This is a genomic window from Colwellia sp. MEBiC06753 (assembly GCF_053470325.1).
Window position 1 is genome coordinate 47,821 of sequence record NZ_JBQMTM010000022.1, and the last position, 23,219, is coordinate 71,039.

The 23,219-nt window shown below is 40.1% G+C and carries 19 protein-coding genes; 12 read left to right on the forward strand and 7 right to left on the reverse strand.

The window, feature by feature from the left end:
- Positions 1-5: 5 nt before the first annotated feature.
- A complete protein-coding gene (gene ahpF, locus ACOB82_RS15515) occupies positions 6-1,577 on the reverse strand; it encodes an alkyl hydroperoxide reductase subunit F (protein WP_448213895.1) in 1,572 nt (523 codons plus the stop codon).
- 301 nt (positions 1,578-1,878) lie between these two features.
- On the opposite strand from ahpF, the gene ACOB82_RS15520 reads away from it, so the two are divergent.
- Complete coding sequence (locus tag ACOB82_RS15520; RefSeq protein ID WP_448213896.1) at positions 1,879-2,556, forward strand: substrate-binding periplasmic protein; 678 nt, start codon at positions 1,879-1,881, stop codon at positions 2,554-2,556.
- 76 nt (positions 2,557-2,632) lie between these two features.
- On the opposite strand, the gene trhA is transcribed toward ACOB82_RS15520, so the two are convergent.
- From trhA to ACOB82_RS15540, 4 genes are all read right to left on the reverse strand, one after another.
- On the reverse strand, positions 2,633-3,268 hold the full coding sequence (trhA, locus tag ACOB82_RS15525) for a PAQR family membrane homeostasis protein TrhA (protein ID WP_448213897.1): 636 nt from the start codon (positions 3,266-3,268) through the stop codon (positions 2,633-2,635).
- Positions 3,269-3,677: 409 nt separating this feature from the next.
- Positions 3,678-5,738 carry a M13 family metallopeptidase gene (locus tag ACOB82_RS15530; protein WP_448213898.1) on the reverse strand — a complete coding sequence of 687 codons (2,061 nt, stop codon included), beginning with the start codon at positions 5,736-5,738 and terminating at the stop codon, positions 3,678-3,680.
- A 357-nt stretch (positions 5,739-6,095) separates the two neighbouring features.
- Positions 6,096-6,710: a TetR/AcrR family transcriptional regulator gene (locus ACOB82_RS15535; RefSeq protein ID WP_448213899.1), complete on the reverse strand. Its 615-nt coding sequence runs from the start codon at positions 6,708-6,710 to the stop codon at positions 6,096-6,098.
- A gap of 2 nt (positions 6,711-6,712) precedes the next feature.
- Entirely contained in the window at positions 6,713-7,933 is a 1,221-nt protein-coding gene (locus ACOB82_RS15540; RefSeq protein ID WP_448213913.1) for a threonine/serine ThrE exporter family protein, read from the reverse strand.
- 132 nt (positions 7,934-8,065) lie between these two features.
- Here ACOB82_RS15540 and ACOB82_RS15545 point away from each other — a divergent pair, with 132 nt between their 5' ends.
- A complete protein-coding gene (locus tag ACOB82_RS15545; protein ID WP_448213900.1) occupies positions 8,066-8,242 on the forward strand; it encodes a hypothetical protein in 177 nt (58 codons plus the stop codon).
- A gap of 19 nt (positions 8,243-8,261) precedes the next feature.
- On the opposite strand, the gene ACOB82_RS15550 is transcribed toward ACOB82_RS15545, so the two are convergent.
- Entirely contained in the window at positions 8,262-9,029 is a 768-nt protein-coding gene (locus tag ACOB82_RS15550; protein WP_448213901.1) for an NRDE family protein, read from the reverse strand.
- 109 nt (positions 9,030-9,138) lie between these two features.
- Between ACOB82_RS15550 and ACOB82_RS15555 the strand changes: the two genes are divergently transcribed.
- From ACOB82_RS15555 to ACOB82_RS15565, 3 genes are all read left to right on the forward strand, one after another.
- The gene (locus tag ACOB82_RS15555) at positions 9,139-9,909 is read left to right on the forward strand and encodes a class II aldolase/adducin family protein (RefSeq protein WP_448213902.1); all 771 of its coding nucleotides are present in this window, start codon (positions 9,139-9,141) and stop codon (positions 9,907-9,909) included.
- 65 nt (positions 9,910-9,974) lie between these two features.
- On the forward strand, positions 9,975-11,150 hold the full coding sequence (locus ACOB82_RS15560; protein WP_448213903.1) for a mandelate racemase/muconate lactonizing enzyme family protein: 1,176 nt from the start codon (positions 9,975-9,977) through the stop codon (positions 11,148-11,150).
- Between the two features lie 85 nt (positions 11,151-11,235).
- Complete coding sequence (locus ACOB82_RS15565) at positions 11,236-12,105, forward strand: D-hexose-6-phosphate mutarotase (protein ID WP_448213904.1); 870 nt, start codon at positions 11,236-11,238, stop codon at positions 12,103-12,105.
- A gap of 72 nt (positions 12,106-12,177) precedes the next feature.
- On the opposite strand, the gene mutH is transcribed toward ACOB82_RS15565, so the two are convergent.
- Entirely contained in the window at positions 12,178-12,879 is a 702-nt protein-coding gene (gene mutH, locus ACOB82_RS15570; RefSeq protein WP_448213905.1) for a DNA mismatch repair endonuclease MutH, read from the reverse strand.
- Positions 12,880-13,000: 121 nt separating this feature from the next.
- On the opposite strand from mutH, the gene rppH reads away from it, so the two are divergent.
- From rppH to ACOB82_RS15605, 7 genes are all read left to right on the forward strand, one after another.
- Entirely contained in the window at positions 13,001-13,507 is a 507-nt protein-coding gene (rppH, locus tag ACOB82_RS15575; RefSeq protein ID WP_448213906.1) for an RNA pyrophosphohydrolase, read from the forward strand.
- Positions 13,508-13,644: 137 nt separating this feature from the next.
- Positions 13,645-15,903, forward strand: coding sequence for a phosphoenolpyruvate--protein phosphotransferase (ptsP, locus tag ACOB82_RS15580; protein ID WP_448213907.1), 2,259 nt, complete (start codon positions 13,645-13,647; stop codon positions 15,901-15,903).
- Between the two features lie 22 nt (positions 15,904-15,925).
- Positions 15,926-16,717, forward strand: a complete 792-nt coding sequence (locus ACOB82_RS15585; RefSeq protein WP_448213908.1) for a sulfite exporter TauE/SafE family protein — start codon at positions 15,926-15,928, stop codon at positions 16,715-16,717.
- Between the two features lie 217 nt (positions 16,718-16,934).
- Entirely contained in the window at positions 16,935-17,756 is an 822-nt protein-coding gene (gene lgt, locus ACOB82_RS15590) for a prolipoprotein diacylglyceryl transferase (protein WP_448213909.1), read from the forward strand.
- Between the two features lie 56 nt (positions 17,757-17,812).
- Positions 17,813-18,646, forward strand: coding sequence for a thymidylate synthase (locus ACOB82_RS15595; RefSeq protein ID WP_448213910.1), 834 nt, complete (start codon positions 17,813-17,815; stop codon positions 18,644-18,646).
- Between the two features lie 566 nt (positions 18,647-19,212).
- The gene (locus ACOB82_RS15600) at positions 19,213-21,801 is read left to right on the forward strand and encodes a TonB-dependent receptor (protein WP_448213911.1); all 2,589 of its coding nucleotides are present in this window, start codon (positions 19,213-19,215) and stop codon (positions 21,799-21,801) included.
- A gap of 206 nt (positions 21,802-22,007) precedes the next feature.
- Entirely contained in the window at positions 22,008-22,961 is a 954-nt protein-coding gene (locus ACOB82_RS15605; RefSeq protein ID WP_448213912.1) for a 2-hydroxyacid dehydrogenase, read from the forward strand.
- Positions 22,962-23,219: the final 258 nt, after the last annotated feature.

The window sequence follows — 23,219 nt, forward strand, 5'->3', positions numbered from 1 at the left end:
TGAGCCTATGCTGCTTTTTCTTCGTCCGAGCTTTCTTCTTGACGAATTAAGTAATCGAACGCTGATAAACTGGCAGTTGCACCACTGCCCATGGCAATAATAATTTGCTTATAAGGTGATGTTGCAACATCGCCTGCGGCAAATACACCTGGCATTGACGTTTCACCACGTTCGTTAACTTCAATTTCACCGCGAGCAGTTACATCGATTGCATCCGCTAACCACTCACTGTTCGGTACTAAACCAATTTGTACGAAGATACCGGCTAATTCGATGCTATGGCTGTCGCCTGTTGCACGATCTGTGTATTGTAGGCCTGTAACTTTATTGCCATCGCCTAATACTTCAGTAGTTTGTGCTTGGGTAATAATGTCGATATTGCCCATAGATTTTGCTTTACGCTGTAGTACTTCATCAGCACGTAGCTTAGTATCAAACTCTAAAACTGTTAAGTGTTCAACGATACCAGCTAAGTCAATTGCAGCTTCAATACCCGAGTTACCACCACCAATTACTGCAACTTTTTTGTCTTTAAATAATGGACCATCACAGTGTGGGCAGTAAGCAACACCAGCACCACTATATTCTACTTCACCAGGTACGTTCATTTTTCTCCAGCGGGCACCAGTGGCAACGATAACTGACTTACTCTGTAAGGTTGCACCATTTTCCAGCTCAATATTCACTAAGTCAGATTTAGAGATTTTAACCGCATTCGAACCGGTCATAATATCGACATCATAATCTTTAACATGCTCTTCAAGGCTAGCAACTAATTTAGGGCCTTCAGTTTTCTTGACTGAAATAAAGTTTTCAATGCCAACAGTTTCTAATACTTGGCCACCAAAGCGGTCGGCAACAATACCCGTTTTAATGCCTTTACGTGCCGCATAGACTGCCGCTGAGGCACCCGCAGGACCGCCACCAACAATTAATACGTCAAATGCTTGTTTAGCGTTAAGCTTTTCTGCTTGTTTTTTGTCTGCGTTACTATCAACTTTCTTAAGGATGTCTGATAAAGAAACACGGCCTTGAGTAAAAGGTTGACCATTTAAGTAAACACTTGGCACTGCCATAACATTGCGCTCAGTAACTTCTGCTTGGAATAGGGCGCCATCGATCATGGTATTGGTAATGTTCGGGTTAATTGCCGACATAATATTAAGTGCTTGAACTACATCAGGGCAGTTTTGACAGCTTAATGAGATATACGATTCAAAGCTAAAGTTGCCTTCAAGCGCCTTAATTTGTTCAATTTCATCTTCGGTGATCTTAATCGGGTGACCACCAGAGTGTAATAAGGCCAGTACTAACGAGGTAAATTCATGGCCTAATGGAATACCAGCGAAGCTAATTTGTGTACCTTCAACAGATTTTACTGTCATTGATGGAACTCGCGCTGAGCTATCCGTGTTTTGCTCAATTGTAATTAAGGTTGAAAGCTCAACAATTTCTTTGGCTAATTGGTTTAATTCTTCAGACTTAGCGCTGTCGTCAATCGCCATGCTTAAAGTCACTGGCTTGCTTATATTGGCTAAATAAGTTTTTAGTTGGGCTTTTAATTGTTCGTTTAACATAAGTGCTCCTATCATGACCTTTGCATATTTTTAATAACCAAACGCTTTGATTATTGATAATTTTGTTAAGTAATATTTCGCTTAAGTAAAAATGAGGTTTTGATCATTTTTATCGGTTATTGGCTACGGGAGCTATCTTATTAAAAAGGTATTGATTGTTAAAACTGATTATTTTGAATTTTATATTCTAAAAAATAGAACTTTGTTTTTGACGCTTGTGTTTAGCACGGTTTCGATTAGACTGTCCCTTTTTATTACCCAGTATTAGACGGCCGGATTATTTAAATAGGCGATCATTATTATGCGATTAATTTTCCTTTTCTTATTTATCTTCGCTAGTAGTTTATTGTCGCTGATAGCCAGTGCCAGCGATTTACCAATACGTATTGGTATCAATAGTTCTAAAAGCCATGATTTTTACGTTGATAATAATCGCTTGCAAGGTAGCTATGGTGAGCCTTTGCAGTGTGTGCTTGATAATTTAGCTAAAAATACTCAAATACAAATTGTGCCCGTTGCTCGGTTAGTTGCTTTATTAGGAGCTGGTGATATCGATATTGCGGTAGGGTTAGCCCAAACTGAGGGCAGAGATAAAATTGGCTATTATTCTGATCCGGTAGTTGAAGTGCCGTATGCATTAATAAATGGCCTTAAATCTTTTGTTAACGCCAGTGATATTAATGGTGTACGGCTTGCAACTTTGCGATCATCTAATATGGTGCCAATGATTGAGAAGTACTTAGGAATTCCACATGAGTTGGCGAGCTATGACCAAGTAATGAAAATGGTGATATCCAAACGCGTAGATGGTGCTATTGTTCCTGAAAATGTATTTAATTCAATGAAAATCCAAAATAAGGATAATCTTGAATATCAAATAATTCAGGTAAACTCGGTTGGTTTTTATATTTCGCGTAATGTACCTGAAAGTCAGGCACTGTTATCGAAGATAAATGCCAGTGTTTCCCTGTGTATTTAACCTTAACCTTAACTTTAATCTGAGTCTTGCGCTTTTTAACGTCATTAAATGGCTAAATATTTTATTAATCAGTTAATTAAACATATAGCATCATCATAAAGAAATGACAGCTCGCCCCACCTAATACAAACATATGCCAGATAGCGTGATTAAAAGGGATCTTTTTCACGGTATAGAAAATAACACCAAGCAAGTACACAGCTCCACCTACCGCCAAAAGGGTTATGCCACCGTAGGGTAACGCCTGGTAAAGCTTATGAATAATGGTTAGCGAAATTAGTCCCATGCCGATATAAGTAATTAGCGAAATAACCTTGTATTTATGACCGCAAATCACTTTAAATAAAATGCCTGCGATCGCTATTGACCATACTACGGCTAACAGTGAATAGCCCAAAGTCCCTTGCAAAGTAATAAGCAATAACGGGGTATAGGTGCCAGCAATCAGCAAATAAATAGCGCAATGATCAAACAGCTTAAATATCTGTTTTGCTTTTTCGTGGACAAATGAGTGATATAAAGTGGAGGATAAAAACAGCAATACCAAACTTGCGCCGTAGATGGCAAAGCTAGTAATTCGTAATGCATCTTGTTGAATAGCGGCATAAGTCACTAAAAGCGTTAACCCTGCAACACTTAACAACGCGCCTAAACCATGGCTGACGGCATTGGCAATTTCTTCGTAAATACTATATTGGTGTGTTTGAGCCATGTTGTTCTATTTCGCCAAAATAAAATTGAGTTGACCAATTTCTTGATCAACTTTTAATAGGTTTAGTGTACAAGCAATTTCAGTGTACAGTTGTAAGCTGAATAATAGCAAAGCTTGTTGATTAATCATAGAGATCAGACCACATTAACACCATGAATATTTTATGACGAAAACAAAGTGGCTTGATTTACTGGTTTTGATGTAAAGGCTAAGTTAAGGCGGTGCAAAATCAGCGCCGTGCAGAGTGGGAAATGTTAGGTAGATAGGAAAAATAAGTAAAGCAAAGTACTAATGATTAGTACGTATGCATAGTTCAGCTAGTAACATAATACAGGCAATAAAAAAGGAGCCTAAGCTCCTTTTTTTAACTGCTATTAACTGGCATTATAGCAATTGTTGTTTCAGCAAATTACCAAATTTTAACGCGTTTTTCTGGGGCGATATACATGGCATCGCCTTCTTTAACATCAAACGCTTGATAAAACTCATTCATATTTGATAACGAACCTAATGCTCTAAATTCACCTGGAGAGTGAGGGTCAGTCGCCACGCGATTTCTTAACGCCTCTTCAACAAACTTGCCACGCCAAATTTGCGCATAACCCATAAAGAAGCGTTGATCACCGGTTAAACCGTCAATGATTGGCGCTTCTTTGCCATTAAGTGATGCTTTATAAGCTTTGTAAGCAATGGTAACGCCCGATAAATCACCAATGTTTTCACCTAATGTTAAACTGCCATTAACGTTTAAGTCGTCAAATACTTGGTAACCATCATATTGAGCAACTAAGCTCGCTGTGCGCTTTTTAAACTCTTCTAGATCGTGCTCGGTCCACCAATTACGTAAGTTACCTTCGGCATCATAACGACTACCTTGGTCGTCAAAACCGTGTCCCATTTCATGGCCGATAACCGCTCCAATACCGCCATAGTTTACTGCATCATCAGCACTCATATTAAAGAATGGTGGTTGTAAAATAGCGGCAGGGAATACAATTTCATTTACTGTAGGGTTGTAATAAGCATTAACCGTTTGCGGTGTCATACCCCATTCCCATTTGCGAATTGGACCACCTAGCTTCTCTACTTCTTTTTGGTGAGCAACGCTGCCTGAGCGCATAATATTACCGACTAAATCATCACTTTTTATCGTTAATGAAGAGTAATCTTCCCACTTATCTGGGTAGCCAATTTTAGGAGTAAAGGCTGCTAATTTAACGTGTGCAGCTTTTTTAGTGTCATTAGACATCCAGTCAAGTTCATCAATTGATTGACCGTAAGCGCTGCGTAAGTTTTCAACTAACTCACTCATACGCGCTTTAGCTTCTGGCTTAAAGTGACGACCTACGTAAACCTTACCAATAACTTCGCCTAAGTTGTTATTGACCACGCCAACACCACGTTTCCATTGTGGGCGTTGCTCTTTACGGCCATTTAGCTGTTTTGAGAAAAACTCAAAATTTTCCTGATCAAGATCAGTCGTTAAATAACTAGCAAACGCACTTAACGTGTGGAATTTTAAGTAGGTTTTCCAATCGTCTAATGACGTTTCAGCAATTACATTACCTAAACCTTCTACAAAGTCAGGTTGGTTAACAATTAAGTTTTTCTCATTGCTAACGCCTTGAGCTGCTAAGTAAGCTGACCAATCAATTTTATCGCTTACTTCAGTTAATTTATCTGTGGCAAATTTGTTGTAGCGTTTTTCACTGTCACGCGATTGCACGCGCGTCCAGTGATGCTCAGCAAGTTTAGTTTCAATGGCGAAAATGGTTTTTGCTGCTTGCTTACCATTTGCCATGTTTGCTAAGTCAAACATTTTAGCAATATGTGCTTGATAGCCGTCACGAAGAGTGGCAAAACGCTCAGCTTCATTAAAGTAGTAATCTTTATCCGGTAAGCCTAAACCACCTTGCCAAACATGCGTTGCATAACTGCTAGAGTCTTTAGCATCAACACTGATATAAAAATAAAGTGGTGAAGTGACGCCAACTTTTTGGTATTTACCGAAAAACGACATTAAATCAGATTTATTGTTGATGTTATCAATATCAGCTAAAACTGGCGTAATAGGGCTAATGCCTAAGGCGTCACGGGTTGGTTGATCCATATATGATTTAAATAAATCAGCCACTTTTTGCTCATCTGAGCCCATTGCTAGGTTTGGTGTTGCTGCTAACTCTTCGATTATCGCCTTAACATTGTCGTCGGCATCGTCGCGTAAATCATAAAATGAACCGATAGATGTTTTGTCGGCCGGAATTTCAGCTGACTTTAACCAGCCGCCATTAACGTATTGATAAAAGTTATCTTGTGGGCGAACAGATAAGTCCATATTGGCTTTACTAATACCTGACGCCAATGCGGTCTGGCTGATGCCAGTGGCGGCTTCTACACGATCAGAGGTGTTATTACAGGCGGTTAATAACAGTAATGAGGAACATACTGCAGTTGTTAGAATAGTTTTCATTGTTTTGCTCATTAGAATAGGGGGTTGTGTTTACTATAATTTTTGTTTTAGACAGTGACCGATACTAATCACTGTCTCGAGGAATTACTAGCCAAGGTAACAAATTTTTAACAAAAAAATCGCCGTTTTAATGGCGTAAATTTGTTAAAAATTATGTGATTTCTGATCATCGTGTGAGTAGTATTGAATTATGGTCTAGTCGTGCAAGTCTAGTTACGCGCAATTAGTTATTAAAGTGCTGTTACTCATCGTAGCATTGCAGTTGTTTGGCATGACAAATTGCATTTAGTGTGACTTAAATAAAGCCATTAAATTTCAACTTTAGCGTCAAATGGTACCAAAACGCTTTAATAAGAGTTAGTTGGCCGCCGCTAAAAATACATTTACCGCGCATTCACACATTTCTTCAATGCTATTGGCATCTGCGTAAATACCATCGATGAGCAGATGGGCAATACCATGCATGGTGCCCCATGTTACTTGTGCTAAACGTAGGGTATTTTCTGACCTCGGCAAAACGCCATTTTCTTGCCATTGCTTGGTCATTTCCACTTGATGTTGAAATACTGGGTAGGCAATATCACGTAAATCCTGATTCGATTGGTCGTTCTTCCAAAGCGTATGCCCAAACATTAAGTTGTATAGCGCAGGATTATTGGCGGCAAAGTTAATATATTGAAAAACGAATTGTCGATAGCGTTCTTTCATCGGTAATTGTTCGTCATTAAATATTTTTTCTTCTACCGCGCGCCAGCTAAGAAAACCTTGGGCGGCAACTGCGCACAGTAAATCATGTTTATCTTTAAAATGATGATATGTCGCGGTACGCGAAACACCTACTTGTTCGGCTAATTTGCGCAGCGACAAGGCTTCAATGCCACCTTCTTTAATCATTTGGGTGGCAGCTGTTAGCAGTGATGGCCGAAGATCGCCATGATGATATTTATTCTTAGTATTTGTATTAGTGCTCATAGTTACAGCGGTTTTCTCGAACGAAAGGCTACATTAGCAAAAATCAAACCGGCAACCAATGACATAAAGATAAGAAATGTTTGCGAGGCAATATCTGGCATATACATCATATCTTGACCTGAAATAGCTGAGTTTAAGCCAATATATACTTTACTTCCTGGCACCAGCACGACGAGACCCAGTAACATGACGATACTGCTTGGCAAATTCATTACCCTAGAAAAGATATTACTGTACAGGCCTAAGGCAAATGCACCGACAAACGCACCTAATGCGTAACCTAAATAAGGAGTGGCAAGTAAGGTCGCACCAAAGGCAACATAGCCTGAGATAATGCCCCAAGGAGCATCTTTTTTACGAACTTGAAATAAAATAACCAGACTCATTGATAAAATAGTAACGGCTACCCAAGAGGTCCAGATTGGTGTGGTTTCTGGTGGAATAAACTCTCCAACGCCCCAAAATAAATTACCTAGTGCTACCCCTAAAAATGCACCAAAATACAATTTGAATAGCATCATTATGGCGTCCATGATGCGGGCAGTGCCTGAAATTAAATGCCTGGCTGCTAATTCTTGCAAGCCTAAGGTTAAGGCAAGGCCTGGAATAAACGGAATAATGGCGGATAAGGTTACTAATGCCATGTTCATATGGGGATCGAAGTTTGATATTGCCGATGTAAGCAAAGCACAAACTAACGCTGAACCTGGCTCTAGCATTTCAGTCACACGCCTTGAACGTTGTGACCAAAAAACAAAAATAGCGACCAATAAGCCTAATAAACTTGCCCAAATTACATCATTCCAGCTGGTGTGCATTAACATGGCAAAGGCACCGCTGGTCGCGCCAAAGGCAAAAAAGGTTAAGGTTTTACCATAAGGGCTAGGTTTATCATAAATTTCTTCTAGTCGTTCGATGGCTTCTTCAAGTGAGCGTTGTCCGGTACTTAATTCATCAACTAACTCATCGGTTCGGGCAAGTGAGCCTAAATCAATGTCACCAGGCATTACTCTAACTAAGTAATTGTGCTCATTAAGCTCTTCGTCAATTAACACAAAAGTTAATGCCGTTGGCGTAATAATGAAAGAGGCTTTAATACCAAGGAAATTAGCTACACTTTGTAAGTGAGCTTCAGCACGATAGGAATTGGTACCAAATTTATGTAGAGCCTTTCCTAGGCTAATGATAAATCGGCGTTTTTGTTTAAACTCTTCACTTTGCATCATTGCTACCGCTTTCCAAATGATATGACTTTGACTATGTTAAACAAAACTTGTTACTTTTACCTAGAAAAAGTTAGCTAAGTTGGCATTATGCTTAGCTTTTATTTAGCTTTTGATTGAGATAGGAAAATTATGACGCTATTGGTGATTTTGGCATTTGTGTTTATTGGTGTCGCTTTGATGGTGATTTTCGGCGAAAAATTCGGCAAACCACTCGAAGTAGGTGAACAACGTAAATACAGTAAAATTTTGATGCTACTAGTATTTGCCTCGCTATTTATTGCCTTGATAAAGAACCTAGTCGAATAAAAAACTAGTTGGATAAAAACTAGCTTGTTAATTGCCATTGAAAATTGGCCTGCTGCTCTACATTGCCATTAGCACAATAGCAGACTTCGGTAACTTTCATATTTTGGTTATTATCTAAGGTAATAATGCACGATGAACGCGTACCATATTCAGGACCTTTAATAAAAATCGCGCTTAATTTTTGCTCCCAGTCCAAACTAAGGCCTGTTGCTGGAAGCAAGTACTGTGGTGCTTGCTGCTGATCATGTAATAACGTCAGTAATTCTTGGTGATTAAGTTGCTCATGATTTGCTATATAGTGCTCTAGTGCTTGTTCTCCTTTGGCCATTTTCGGCCAGATATCATCGAGGGCACCATTACATAAACTGAAAATACCTTGGCTGCGTTGATGCACCTTCTGGTTAATATTATCAATACACACTAAACCTTGAGCATCTCCATAGAGTAAATTAAAGCCCTGGTATTTTTGATCATCATTTTGTAGCTGCGCTAAAAATTGTGCGTTATTGGTTGCCGTTAACGCTTTAACAACTAACTCACCTCTGCTGGCAACAGCCTGATCATTTTTTAATGGGAACTGGCGGTAATTAGTCAGTGCGGCAAATCGGCCATTTTCGGTTAACCCTAGCCAAGTACCACCTGCGACTAAATCTTTACCGGCGAGTATCTTTGGTGTTTGCCACCAAGACATAGCATCTGTTGCTCTTTGGTGAAATTCATCTCGGTTGGCAACCACCACCAGTGGATAATTAGGGTGCTGATTTAGCGAGACAAATAAGATACACATAAAATTTAAATTGCTTGATGAATATTTGCTATAACTTAGCGTATTCAGCACTTTAACTAAAGCATCACCTGCGTTAAAGTTATCGCCCCAAAAGTACTATGGATAAGCTATGTTCGAATTACCTGAGATTAATCTTAAAAATAAAGTTTCAGCCAAAGAGTGGCAAACTCGCATTGATCTGGCAGCTTGTTATCGTTTGGCTTATCTGCATGGTTGGGATGACTTAATCTATACCCATATTTCGGCACGAATTCCGGACACTAATGAATTTCTTATCAATGCCTTTGGCTTAGCGTTTGATGAAATTACTGCGTCAAATTTAGTGAAAATTGACTTAGCCGGTAATGTTTTAGATCCCGACTGTCCGTTTGCGATAAACCCCGCGGGCTTTACTATTCATAGTGCTGTGCATGAAGTAAGACACGATGCCATGTGTGTAATGCATCTACACACCAATGAACTGATTTCCGTCGCAACATTAAAAGAAGGGCTGTTACCTTTAAGCCAATATTCAGCATTTGCTTTGGCTTCGATGAGCTATCATGGTTATGAAGGTTTAGCGGTTAATGCAGATGAAAAAGCACGCCTACAACAAGACTTAGGAACTGCTAACTTTATGCTGTTACGCAATCATGGTGGCTTAACTTGCGGTCAAACTATCGGGGATGCGTTTATGCATATGTATGACTTAACCCGTGCCTGCCAAGTACAACTACAAATATTAGCATCTGGTAAGCCATATATCGAAGTTGAGCAAGGTATTGTTGATGGTATTAAAGCTCAGGCAAATGTGGTTCATACAGGCCTTACTGGCGGGCAAAAATCGTGGCCAGCAATGTTACGTAGAATTTATCGTTTAGATCCAAGCTTTGCCGAGTAATAAGTGTAAATTGTATTTTCCTTATAGTTAGCGCTAGCCCAATCAAATTTTAAGAGACATAAAAAATGAAAATTACCCACGTAGAAATTTTTGATATTCACTGCCCAGAACGTCCGCCTTGGAACCCTGTTTTTATTCGTATTCATACTGATGAAGGCATTCATGGTGTTGGTGAAGCTGGCCTTGCTTATGACTGGGGACATAGCGCTGCTGCTGCAATGATTAAAGAAATTAGTGAAGCGGTACTGATTGGCTTTAACCCGTTTCAAACCGAATTACTGTGGTCACGAATGCTGCGTGAAAGCTTTTGGGGCTTAGGTGGAGGCCCTGTGCTATACGCGGCAATGAGCGCGATTGATACCGCTTTATGGGATATTAAAGGTAAGGCTTTAGGTTTGCCGGTTTATCAATTATTAGGCGGTAAAACAAATACCAAATTACGCACTTATGCCAGCCAATTACAATTTGACTGGGATAAAGAATGTAAGAAATTAATTGAACCACAAGAATATGCCGAAGCCGCATTAAAAGCGGTGGCAGAAGGTTATGATGCGGTAAAAGTGGATCCAATCGTTTATGACGCTGATGGCCAGTCATCATTTGACCGTACTAAGCTGTTTACCAAACCACAAATGCGCTTATTTGGCGATCGTCTGCGCGCGATCAGAAATGCTGTAGGTGAAGATGTTGATATTATTTTTGAATCGCATTCACTAATGGGCGCAGCATCAGCCATTCAAATGGGCGAAGTGATCGAAGAAGTTGGCTGTATGATGTACGAAGAGCCAGTCAATTACTTAAACTCTAAAGTTCATAAAAAAGTATCAGACCGTGTAAATGTGCCAATTGCTGGTGGGGAGCGCTTATACCATCGTTGGGATGTTCGTCCATATTTTGAAGATCAAAGTATTGACGTCTTACAACCAGATGTTGGTTTATGCGGTGGGTTTACCGAAGCGAAAAAAGTCTGTGATTATGCCGACACTTACGATATTCGTATTCAGGCGCATGTTTGTGGTGGGCCTGTGGCAACAGCGGCATCACTGCATTTAGAAACGGCTATTCCTAACTTTTTAATTCATGAACACCATACCTATGCGATTAAATCTTGGAACCGCGAACTTTGTATTCAAGATCCACAGCCAGTAAACGGTTTTTTTGAAGTCTCAGAAACACCAGGTATTGGTATTGAGCTTAATGATGAAGTGGTTAAGCGTTCGCCTCACATTACTGTTAGGTAAGTCACGTTAAATAAATCACGTTAGGTAAATCACGTTAAGTAAAGCAAGTTAAGTAGCTTAGGTAATAAACTGTAGAGAGTATTGCGTGAATGTAATTAAACAAAACCAATGGGGACAAGTTAGTCTTGAGCCGCTAGCAGACCAGCAACAGCAGTTAGTGATCAGCCATGAAAATTGTACGGCGCGGGTAAGCCTTTATGGCGGGCAAGTGCTAGCTTGGCAACCCAGCGCTGAACGTCCGGTATTTTGGCTGTCAGAATCGTCAAGCTATGAAACGGGTAAAGCAATTCGAGGCGGTATTCCCCTATGTTGGCCATGGTTTGGCGGCTATAAAGACGCAGGCAATCATGGTTTTGCACGGCAGGTTACTTGGCAATGTCAAGCTATTGAAATTTTTAAAGACTGTGTTGAATTAACGCTTGAATGGCAGGGCAGTGATGTTCACCCTTTATGGCCATATCAAGCGAAATTGACCCAAAAATTAGTGTTTGGTAAAGCCTTTGAACAGCAGCTGGAAGTTAATAACCTTTCTGCGCAATCATTTGAATTTACTGTGGCTTTACATAGTTATTTTTGCGTTAGCGAGCCAAGTAACGTCAGTGTTCCAGCATTAAACAATGTGCCATTTGACTGCAAGTTAACCGGTAATAAAGCACAAGTTGATACGCTGGCAAATGTCGTTGGTCCGCTTGATCGTATTTATCACGCAACTGATGTTATGACTATTATTGATAAACTCGACGAAAGGGCGATTATTATTGAACCCATTAATGTCAAAAATTGGGTACTGTGGAACCCAGGTTATGAAGCTGCGCAATCTATGTCGGATGTTCATGCTGGCGGTGAGAATGAATATGTTTGCTTAGAAGCAGCCAATACTGATTGGCAAACGCTGGCAGCAGGCCAATCAGCGCTTATCGGCCAGCGCATTCGTCTTGAAACATTTACTGTGTAATTTTACCGTTTAATTTTACCGTGTAATAGTGAAACCTAATAAAAAGCCTTAACCATGTTTTTTAAATGCTGTTTAGCCTACGCGCAAATAGCGATGAATTAACTGCTGAGTAAAAGGAATTTTTAGATAAAAACCACGGGGCAGCGTTTTAAAGCGTCTGCCGTGTTTATCAAAAGCATCGGTTTTTGCCTGACTATTTGCCGCTTTTGGTCTAAGTTGCATGACCTGACCATGGCGGCCATTTATTTGTTCGACTTCACCTAACACAATCATATCAATCAATTCTTGCCAGTCATTGGCCAGTAATTGTTCTTCTTCCTGTGAAGGCGACCACAAAAACGGCGTTGCAACGATTCGTTCCTGTATTGGAATTTCACGCTCAGCGATAATAGGTACCCATAGCACGCGGGACAGTTTGTTTTTTACGTGAGAGTTTTGCCATGTTGCACCCACTAACCCCGTTAATGGCGCGACACTAACGAAGGTGGTTTCCAACGGCTTGCCTTGGCGGTTAATGGGAATAGTTTTTAGCTCTATGCCAAGCTCAGGAAAGTCAGGTTCAGGTCTAGATCCTGCGGTGGCGCCTAAAGTGTACTCTAACAATAACCCCGGCCAGCCTTTATCACGATTTAAGTTTTTTGGCACTTCGATATTAGCTTGCAGCGCGATTTCGCCAAGTGTTAAACCGGCTAAACGCTGGGCACTTTCAATTAATTGGGCTTCAGATTTTGGAATATTAGTCTGCGGTGCAATCATAGGTTTTGAACTGAGCATCAAGTGACACCATTCTAACGTAATTGCATAAAAAGCAAAAAATAATCTGATGAATTATTTGCTCGAACCCGCTTATTGTGGAAGAATCAAATTATAATGAGTTTTGTTACTGGGAGTTCCTGTGATAGATGCCGAAGGCTATCGAGCCAATGTCGGCATAGTAATAATCAACGACAGGGGACAAGTATTTTGGGCAAGACGGTTTGGACAACATTCGTGGCAATTTCCTCAAGGAGGAGTTGACGACGGTGAATCAGCAGAGAAAACACTTTACCGTGAATTATACGAAGAAGTGGGTTTAAAACCTGAACACGTAAAAATTGTTGCTTCAAGCAAGCATTGGTTAAAATACAAATTACCGAAGAGATTTATTCGACACGATAGTAAGCCAGTTTGTATTGGCCAAAAACAAAAATGGTTTTTATTAAAACTGGTGGCAGAAGAATCTGCAGTTAACTTGTTGCATTCATCACACCCTGAGTTTGATGATTGGCGCTGGGTAAGCTATTGGTATCCTGTTCGACAAGTAGTGTCCTTTAAGAAAGATGTGTATCGAAAAGTGATGAAAGAGTTTGCGTCACACGCTATGCCATTTCATCGCCCAGACCGTAAAAAACGTAGGTCGTGATTATTATTATGTATTCAATCGCTTACCCTCTTCGGTAAGCGATTTTATTTCAATTGGTATTATATCAACCCTTGGAGTTTTATTTCGTTTAATTAAATAGGTTCTCACCAGCGGTAATTGTTTTAAAAAGGAATTGAATGTTAACGACCTTACGCCGAATAGTACTAGAGTTTAGCCAAGAGCCTGAGCTTGATAAGGCGCTAAGACGACTAGTAACTCAAGTAAAACAAGCAATGGCTACTGATTGCTGTTCAATTTACTTAGCGGACTATCAACAACAACACTTTTTGTTGATGGCTTCCGATGGTTTAGCACAAGAGTCGCTTGGACATACTTTTATTGGTTTTAATGAAGGCCTTATTGGTTTAGTTGGCCAACGGGAAGAGCCACTCAATGTTGCCGATGCTAAGAATCACCCGCATTTTAAATTGACCCCAGAAGTACAAGAAGATGAATTAAACGCGTTTCTTGGTACTCCTATCATTCACCAACGTAAAGTCATTGGCATCTTATCCATTCAACAAAAAAATGCCCGTAGCTTTACTGAAAATGAAGAGGCGTTTTTAGTTACCTTATCTGCGCAATTAGCAACAGCACTATCCAATGCAGATAAACAATCAAGCGACGCTCAATCAGGGCTAATGCCATTTAAGCAGCTTAAAGGTATTGCCGGCTCTGGCGGTGTAGCGATGGCGCCGATGATCGTTATTCAACCACGAGCAGATTTACGACGCTTACCCTTGCAAAAAGTTTATGCCAGTACTGAGCAAAAACAACGCTATTTAGATGCCGTTAAAAAAACGCGCATTGATTTTGAAGCCATGAGCTTAAAGTTAGCCAATTTAGTGGCGAAAGACAGCTTAGATATTTTCGAAATTTACAAACAATTACTCGATAGCACGCAAATTGGTCGAGAAGTTGAAGAAAAAATTAACGCGGGTTGGTGCGCTGAAAGTGGTTTGAAATTAGTTATAGACCATTATGCGATGCAATTTGAATCGTTAGAAGAGCAATATCTTCGCGAGCGTGCAACCGATATTCGTGATTTGGGCAATCGGGTATTGTTCAATCTTCAGCAGTTATCATTAGCTAGTGAGTCGTTGCCAGAAGAGTTTATTCTGGTGGCCAATGATGTGACCGCATCAATGATTGCCGAATATCAGCATCGTGGCTTAAAAGGCATTGTCTCATTAACAGGGTCAAACAATTCTCATGCGGCGATTCTTGCCAGAGCCATGGGACTGCCTGCGATTATGGGTATTCCATCGCTACCTTTGAGTCAGTTAGATCATCAGCAAGCAATTTTGGATGGCTATAGTGGTGATTTATTTATTTCCCCTGATAGCTCGTTGCTAAAGGAATACCAACATTTAGTTGAAGAAGAAACCGCGCTTTCTGAAAAAGTAAAAGCAGTAATTGATTTGCCGTCAATTACACCTGATGGCCGTGCAATAGAGTTATTATTAAATGCGGGGCTAAGTGCTGGCTTTGAATATTCACAAAAGGTAGGCGCTGTCGGTATAGGGCTTTATCGCACTGAAATACCATTTATGAACCGTAGTTGTTTTCCATCAGAGCATGAACAAACGGTTTGGTATAAGGAAGTACTTGCATCATTTCCAACGCAACCGGTAACCATGCGTACGTTAGATGTTGGCGGTGATAAAGCCTTACCTTATTTTCCTATAGAAGAAGAAAATCCGTTTCTTGGTTGGCGAGGTATTCGAATAACCCTAGATCATCCGGAAATATTTTTATTGCAAGTGCGCGCTATGATGCGAGCAAATATCGACCACAAAAACCTAGAGATTATGTTACCTATGATCTCGAGCGTGGTGGAAGTTGACGATGCGCTGCGCTTAATTAACCAAGCTTACTATGAGTTATGTAACGAGTTTGGTGAAAAAATTACCAAACCGCGTATTGGTATTATGCTCGAAGTACCTGGCGTTATTTACCAGTTAAAAGAGTTGGCGCAACGGGTCGACTTTTTCTCGGTGGGTAGTAATGACTTAACCCAGTATTTATTAGCTGTTGATCGTAACAATTCTCGGGTATCAAATATTTATGATTATTACCATCCGTCGGTGATCAGGGCGTTAAATGTCATTGCTCAAGAATCCAGTAAATATTTGGTTCCATTAAGTTTATGTGGCGAATTAGCCAGCGAACCTGCTGGAGCTTTGCTATTATTAGCGATGGGATACGATAAATTAAGTATGAACGCCTTTAACATCAGTCGCGTTAAATGGGTAATTCGTAATGTTGAAATGAAACGCGCCAAAGTCATGTTATCCCATGCACTAACTCTCACTACTGCGAAACAAGTACACAATTATTTAAATGAACAGCTGGAACAGCTGGGGCTTGGTGGCTTTACTCGCGCTGGCATGTAGTGAATTACATTAAGTTTGATTCATGTTAACGATATTTTTTATTTCCTGTTTATTACTTGGCTCATTAGTTGGCTTCCTTGCCGGCTTACTTGGTATTGGCGGCGGTTTAGTTATCGTGCCCGCGTTAGTTTACCTGTTGCCACTAACCGGTGTTGAAACTGATTTAATTATGCCGATAGCGCTTGGCACCTCTTTGGCTACGATTGTTTTAACCTCGATGTCAGCAGTTCGAGCACATCATAAAAACCGCAATATTCCGTGGGCGTTAACCCGTAAAATTATGTTGGTTGTTGCAATTGGCGCGCTGCTAGGGGCATTTATTGCCGATAAACTATCAAGCCAAACTTTAACCTATATTTTTGCTACGGCGGTAAGCTTATTAGCAATCTATATGTTGGTGTCCATTCGCAAAGCTAGCACCCGAGATATGCCAAGCAATTTTATTTTTCAACTAGTCGGCCTGTTTACCGGCATTATGGCCAGTTTAATGGGCATTGCTGGCGGCGCTATTTTAATTCCGGTATTAAGTTACTTTGGTGTGCAAATGCGCCAAAGCATAGGGGTTGCAACAGCCAGCGGTTTAATTGTCGCGCTATTTGGCTCGCTAGGTTACTTCTTTACCGGCCTTGATCAACAAGGTTTACCCGATTGGAGCTTAGGCTATATTTATTTGCCGGCACTTGTTGGTATTAGTTTAACTTCGTCACTGTTTGCCCGTTATGGCGTTAAGTTGGCGGCAAAACTTCCTGTGCGTACGCTTAAAAAGTTTTTTGCGGTGTTTTTAATATTAGTTGCAGTGAAAATGGCGGTCTAAATACTTTAGCTGTTAATGGCTTTTACTCGTTGTTACACCGCATTTATTTGGAATAACCAAACTTCACTTGGTGTGCCTAGATTAAAAGCCATTAATTTGAACGAAATTCATACCGCAAAGATCAGCGCGCTCTAGTATTTACCTGATATTCAGGGCATAATCTTACGCAAAATTTAATAACAAATAGTCGGTGCAAAACCGGCGGATGTAGTCATTCATGTCATCTCAATTTATTCAATTTCCTGCTATTGACCCAGTAATTTTTAGTCTTGGCCCTGTTGCTGTGCGTTGGTACGGCTTGATGTATCTTATCGGTTTTATTGCAGCAATGTTTATTGCAAACCGGGCAGCAGATAAAAGCCAAGGGTTGTGGACTAGAGAACAAGTTAGTGATTTATTATTTTATGGCTTTTTAGGCGTCATCCTTGGTGGCCGTTTAGGGTACGTGTTGTTTTATCAATTTGAGTACCTGCTCGCAGAGCCTATGTACTTATTTAAAATTTGGGAAGGTGGCATGTCTTTCCATGGCGGACTCATTGGCGTTATTACCGCGATTTACCTGTTTGCGCGAAAAAATAAAAAAGCATTTTTAGCAGTCGGTGACTTTGTTGCGCCATTAGTGCCAATTGGTTTAGGTATGGGGCGCATTGGTAACTTTATTAATGCGGAGCTATGGGGCCGAGAAACTGATGTGCCTTGGGCTGTGATCTTCCCTAACGATCCGCTTGGCCTACCTAGACACCCGTCGCAGCTTTATGAATTTGCATTAGAAGGGGTTGTTTTATTTGCTATTTTATATGCCATTACCCGAAAACCTAAAACCTTGGGTTTAGCTTCAGGCGTATTCTTAATTGGCTATGGTAGTTTTAGAATTATTGTGGAGTTTTTCCGAGAACCAGATGCTCACCTTGGCTTTATTTTCGCTCATATTTCAATGGGGCAGTTATTAAGTTTGCCTATGGTACTATTGGGTGTGGCAATTATTGTTATTGGCGCCAATAGCCAAGCAAAAGCCGAGATAAAAGCGAAAGGTAAATAGTGAAAAATCAGCTGGCTGCTGGTGTTATCAATGTCGACGAATTTGAGAGTTAATTAATGAAAGCATATTTAGATTTATTAAACGATGTCTTAGCAAATGGCACACAAAAGGGAGATCGAACTGGTACCGGCACCCGTTCGGTTTTTGGTCGCCAAATCCGCCATAATTTAGCCGATGGCTTTCCTTTATTAACCACTAAAAAGTTACACTTTAAAAGTATTGCTAACGAGCTGATTTGGTTTTTAAGTGGTAATACTAATAATAATTGGCTTAATGAAAATGGCGTAAAAATTTGGGATGAATGGGCACTAGAAGACGGCTCACTGGGGCCTATTTATGGCAAGCAGTGGACAGCATGGCCAACTAAAGACGGTGGCACTATTAATCAAATTGATTATGTGGTTGATACCTTGAAAAACAACCCGAATAGTCGTCGTATTTTATTTCACGGTTGGAATGTTGAGTATTTACCCGATGAAAGTATCAGCCCGCAAGACAATGTAAAAGCAGGGCGTATGGCATTACCGCCATGCCATTTACTTTATCAATTCTATGTGGCTAATGGTAAGTTATCTGGTCAGCTTTACATTCGCAGCTCAGATATATTTTTAGGGCTACCATACAATATTGCTAGCCTGTCTTTACTTGTTCATATGCTTTGCCAACAGTGTGATCTTGAGCCGGGTGAGGTGATTGTTAGTTTTGGTGATTTGCATGCCTATTCAAACCATATGGAACAAATTAGTGAGCAGTTAACCCGTGAGCCTAAATCATTACCGCAGTTGGTCATTAATCGTAAACCGGATGATATTTACGGCTATCGCTTTGAAGATTTCACCATTGAAAATTATGATGCCTATCCAAATATTAAAGCGCCTGTAGCCATTTAATCGCGATTAAATTGCGATTAAATCGCATTAGTGTGTTTTTATTAGGGACTTAAGTGTTAATTAGCAATTAATTAGTACTTAAGCCCCTATTTCAGCATAAACAGTTGGCTGTTTTGATTTATCTAGTATGGTTTTAGCGGAGATACTTATTTTAATAACATCTTGATTTAAAGTGTTCTTGTCAGGATTTTTTTCAACAGTTGCAAACCTCAAAAAATCAATAAAATAAACCTTTCTAATATTCAAATAGGCAAGATTTATATTAATTATATTCAATAATAGTTATATTTATTTGACCTAACTGCAAATTAATATTCTTACCAAATTCGATAACCTTACAGCCCTCTATTTACCTAGCTTTCCGTTGTTTTGAACTTAGCTATTGAATTTGTTTGTTTGCCGAGGCCATTTTAAAACTGAGTTTAACAAAGGTTAGCTTTTACAATCTTGATGCAATTGTTAATTAGCTTACAATTCGAACAACCCGATAGGTGTTAAGTTGAGTTTATTGAACACTTTAATAAGTGATCAATAAATATAATAAAAAACTCAACACAAGGGTTAACATGATGAATAAAAAAGTATTACAACAGTCTCTTCTGTCAACCGCAATATTGGCAGGATTAGCAGCTCAAGCTGCAATCGCTGAGGAAACCAGCGAGAAAAAGCAATTCGAAGTCATCGAAGTAACCGCTCAAAAACGCCTTCAATCAATTAATGATGTGCCTATGGCCATCTCTGCGATGAATACCGAAGAATTAGATGAATTGGGGATCGAAGACACCACAGATCTAGCCAACGTAGTTCCTGGTTTTAACTACAGTGACACCGCATTCGGTCCGCCGGTTTACACCATTCGTGGTGTTGGTTTTAACGAAAACAGTGCTCAAGCAACGTCGACCGTGGGTGTCTATGTTGATGAAATCGCTGTACCATTTCCAATCTTAACCAAAGGCGCTAATCTTGACCTTGAACGTGTTGAACTACTAAAGGGCCCTCAAGGTACTTTATATGGCCGTAACTCAACGGCTGGTGCGATTAATTATATTGCCGCCAAACCACAAGACTATTTTGAAGCAGGCCTTAAGGGCTCATTTGGCTCTTATGAAACAATTTCAGCAGAAGGTTTTGTTACAGGCGCGTTATCTGACAGTGTTAATGGACGCTTTGCCATTAAAGTGGTTGATTCCGGAGAGGGTTGGCAAGAAAGCATTTCTCGTGATGAAACCTTAGGTCGACAAGATAAACTGGCGATGCGTGGTAGTTTGAGTTTTGATCTCACCGATAGAACTAATGCATTATTGAGTGTTTCTTATGCAAAAGATGACTCAGAAACTATTGCGCCACAGAACATTGACTATATCCCAGGTATGGCAGGTGGGGCACCTTTTACTGCTGCGATTTATCAAGGCGCGTTAAATATCGAGAATAACCCTCAAAATTTTACCGGGTTATCTAAGGATCCTAGCAAAGCAGACTGGACGCAAGGTCGTACACCGAAAGTTGATTACACCACGACGATGGCGTCATTACATATTGATCATGAAATCAATGATAGCATGACGTTTACCTCATTAACCGGTTATTCAACATTTAAAGATGATGGCTCAGAATATGAGCGTGGTGGCTATCGTGGCGAAACCATTGGTAATATTAAAAATCACCCGCTTCAAAGTACTCTTGAAGGCTTTATTGAGGGAATTACTGGTGGCGCATTGAGTGTTGGCTATGAAGGCTACTTGCGTGGCAAGTATGCAACTGCACCAGACTCTGAGTATGTCACCATGGATTACGTTTACCAAAACGGAAAAATTGACTCTATCTCACAAGAATTTCGTATTACCAACACAACCGATGATATGGTGTTGATTGCAGGTGTTTATTACAGTGATAGTGAAGTTGATTATCAAACCCAACAAGACTGGGGTCTAAGTAGTAATGTTAATATTTTGCCGCTACCGGGTCTTGGTTTCAGTATTGCAGAGAATGATATTAACCAAACGACATCGACACTTGCTGCCTACGTTAATATTGACTGGCTAGTCTCGAACGATCTAACGATTACAACAGCTTTGCGCTATTCTGACGACAAAGCTGAGTATACCGGCTGTTCACGCGATGTTGATGGTGGTGTTAGCACGACATTTAGTAACTTCTTCTTCGGTGGACAGGATGCAGGTATTACACCGGGTGATGGTTACAACGCGGGTGATTGTGGAACGGTAATTGATTTTGGTACCGACAACCAGCGACCTGGCGCGATTAAAGATACCTTAGAAGAAGACTCACTTTCTTGGCGCTTTGCTGCAAACTACCAAGCAACAGAAGACATCTCTGTTTATGCATCGTATAGCCGAGGCTTTAAAGCTGGTAGCTTCCCTTCAACAGCTGCATTAACCGATAAGCAATTATTGCCAGTTGTTCAAGAACAGCTTGATGCCTATGAAATTGGCTTTAAGTCATTATTAGCCGATAAAACATTACGCTTCAATGGCTCGGCATTTTATTATGATTACCAAGATAAACAGTTATTTACTAAGAAAATTATTCCTATTTTCAGAACTGCAGGTACCTTAGGTAATGTTGATGAGTCAAAAGTGACAGGTATTGAATTTGATGCACAATGGCATGCAACTAATGGTCTAACAATTTCAGCCGCTGTTGGCTGGTTAGATAGCGAAGTGACCAAAGGTGATGGCTTTAACCAAAATGGTCAAAATATCGATCTCGTTGGTTCACCTTTGCCATTTGCTGCAGACTTGCAAGCTAACTTAACGGCAAAGTATGAGTGGGAGCTTACTGGTGAATTAATGGGCTTTGTTGCGGGGGATTTAAGTTATTCATCTGAATCACACGCAGACTTTGAAAGTCATGCTGATACCACATTAGCAGTTTCTGATTTTGTTGGTCAGCCTTATGAAGTTGTTATTCCAGCTGAACCTTATGAGTTCGATAAACGCTATATTAACCCTAGCTATAGTTTAGTTAATTTACGTGCTGGTGTGGTTAGTGATTATTGGAAAGCGTATGTTTGGGGACGCAACATTACAGATGAATATTACACCTCTGCTGTGATGAAAAACAACGAAATGATTGCTAAGTACTCGGGTATGGGCGCAACATATGGTATTAGCGTTGAGTACAATTGGTACTAAAATCTAAATAAAGTGTCGTTTAAAAACGCCAGTGATTAATCACTGGCGTTTTTTACGTTATTAGTCTTTGCTGTTTATTGCCCTGAGGTAAAATAAACCAGATTTACGATTACATTTTCATAACTGAAGCTATTAGCACTCATCAAGACGCTTATTTTATAATTTATTCAAACGATAATCTAACTTTGAGGTTAACCAATCATTCTATGATTATTTCATTAAGCCAATTGCCTTTTTCAGCGATACCGACACCGTCGGGCAATATAGAGATTAGCCAATACAATGGACAACTGTCACAATTTGATGATGGTGAAATTATTATCACGACACCATTTAACCCGATTAACGCAGAATTTATTGCTAAATTACCCAGCAATATAAACTATATCGCCAGCATAGGTGTAGGCACTGATCATATCGATCTAGTTGCTGCAAAAAAGCACAATATTGTTGTGACTAATACACCAGTACTAAAAGATGATACCGCTGATTTCACGTTTTTATTAATCTTGGCCTCAGCTCGGCACTTAATTACTAATGCTGAATTTGTGAGCTCAGGTCAGTGGACACCAGATAATATGACTGGGATTATCGGCGATGCGGTTCATCACCAAACACTTGGTATTATTGGTGCTGATGCCGTTGCTCAAAAGGTGGCGAAACGGGCAGCAGGCTTTGATATGAAAGTGTTATACCATGATCCGCTAAACAGCTCGCAAGCTAAAGGCCAAGCAAATAATGAGTTGGATAAAGTTGGAGCTATTTATTGTCGTTCTATTGACGAGTTACTGAGTGAGTCAGATTACATCTCACTGCATTGCCCGCTAAATAAGCAAACACAGCACATTATTAATCAGCAAACGCTAAACATGATGAAACCTTCCGCAACCCTGATCAATGTTGCAAGAGGGGCGTTAATTGATGAACAGGCGTTAGTTGATGCGTTAAAAACTGGAGTTATTCGGGCGGCTGGGTTAGATGTTCACCCCAATGAACCTCATATTAATGAAGAATTACTTAAACTTGATAATACTTTATTAACCCCTCACGTCAGTGCGAATACGCAAGCATGTCGGCAAGATATGGTGAAAACCATGTTTAACAATGTCTCACATTATTTAAATAAAGAGTTTGATCAAATGACTATGGTCAACGAGTAGCTTTACGTAAGTAACTTTACTCAGTTGCTGTCAATTTCAGTCGCTTTCACTTGCTTTCAATTAAAAAAGAAAAGGTCTAATAAACGCAACGTTTAATTAGACCTTTTAAGTAAGGTAATGAGTGAGGTAACTAACCTGAGCTGCGCATAAGAAATTGAACTAAATGCCCTTGCGGTGATCAGATCTTTCGACCAAGAAATATAAGATTACCAAGGACAAGGGCATGAACAACTTAGACGCAATTTACGTAGATGTCGA

Coding starts and splice junctions, on each gene's coding strand:
- ahpF (WP_448213895.1), bottom strand. CDS start 1,577: ATGTTAAACGAACAATTAAAAGCCCAACTAAAAACTTATTTAGCCAAT.
- ACOB82_RS15520 (WP_448213896.1), top strand. CDS start 1,879: ATGCGATTAATTTTCCTTTTCTTATTTATCTTCGCTAGTAGTTTATTG.
- trhA (WP_448213897.1), bottom strand. CDS start 3,268: ATGGCTCAAACACACCAATATAGTATTTACGAAGAAATTGCCAATGCC.
- ACOB82_RS15530 (WP_448213898.1), bottom strand. CDS start 5,738: ATGAAAACTATTCTAACAACTGCAGTATGTTCCTCATTACTGTTATTA.
- ACOB82_RS15535 (WP_448213899.1), bottom strand. CDS start 6,710: ATGAGCACTAATACAAATACTAAGAATAAATATCATCATGGCGATCTT.
- ACOB82_RS15540 (WP_448213913.1), bottom strand. CDS start 7,933: ATGCAAAGTGAAGAGTTTAAACAAAAACGCCGATTTATCATTAGCCTA.
- ACOB82_RS15545 (WP_448213900.1), top strand. CDS start 8,066: ATGACGCTATTGGTGATTTTGGCATTTGTGTTTATTGGTGTCGCTTTG.
- ACOB82_RS15550 (WP_448213901.1), bottom strand. CDS start 9,029: ATGTGTATCTTATTTGTCTCGCTAAATCAGCACCCTAATTATCCACTG.
- ACOB82_RS15555 (WP_448213902.1), top strand. CDS start 9,139: ATGTTCGAATTACCTGAGATTAATCTTAAAAATAAAGTTTCAGCCAAA.
- ACOB82_RS15560 (WP_448213903.1), top strand. CDS start 9,975: ATGAAAATTACCCACGTAGAAATTTTTGATATTCACTGCCCAGAACGT.
- mutH (WP_448213905.1), bottom strand. CDS start 12,879: ATGCTCAGTTCAAAACCTATGATTGCACCGCAGACTAATATTCCAAAA.
- ptsP (WP_448213907.1), top strand. CDS start 13,645: ATGTTAACGACCTTACGCCGAATAGTACTAGAGTTTAGCCAAGAGCCT.
- ACOB82_RS15585 (WP_448213908.1), top strand. CDS start 15,926: ATGTTAACGATATTTTTTATTTCCTGTTTATTACTTGGCTCATTAGTT.
- lgt (WP_448213909.1), top strand. CDS start 16,935: ATGTCATCTCAATTTATTCAATTTCCTGCTATTGACCCAGTAATTTTT.
- ACOB82_RS15595 (WP_448213910.1), top strand. CDS start 17,813: ATGAAAGCATATTTAGATTTATTAAACGATGTCTTAGCAAATGGCACA.
- ACOB82_RS15600 (WP_448213911.1), top strand. CDS start 19,213: ATGATGAATAAAAAAGTATTACAACAGTCTCTTCTGTCAACCGCAATA.
- ACOB82_RS15605 (WP_448213912.1), top strand. CDS start 22,008: ATGATTATTTCATTAAGCCAATTGCCTTTTTCAGCGATACCGACACCG.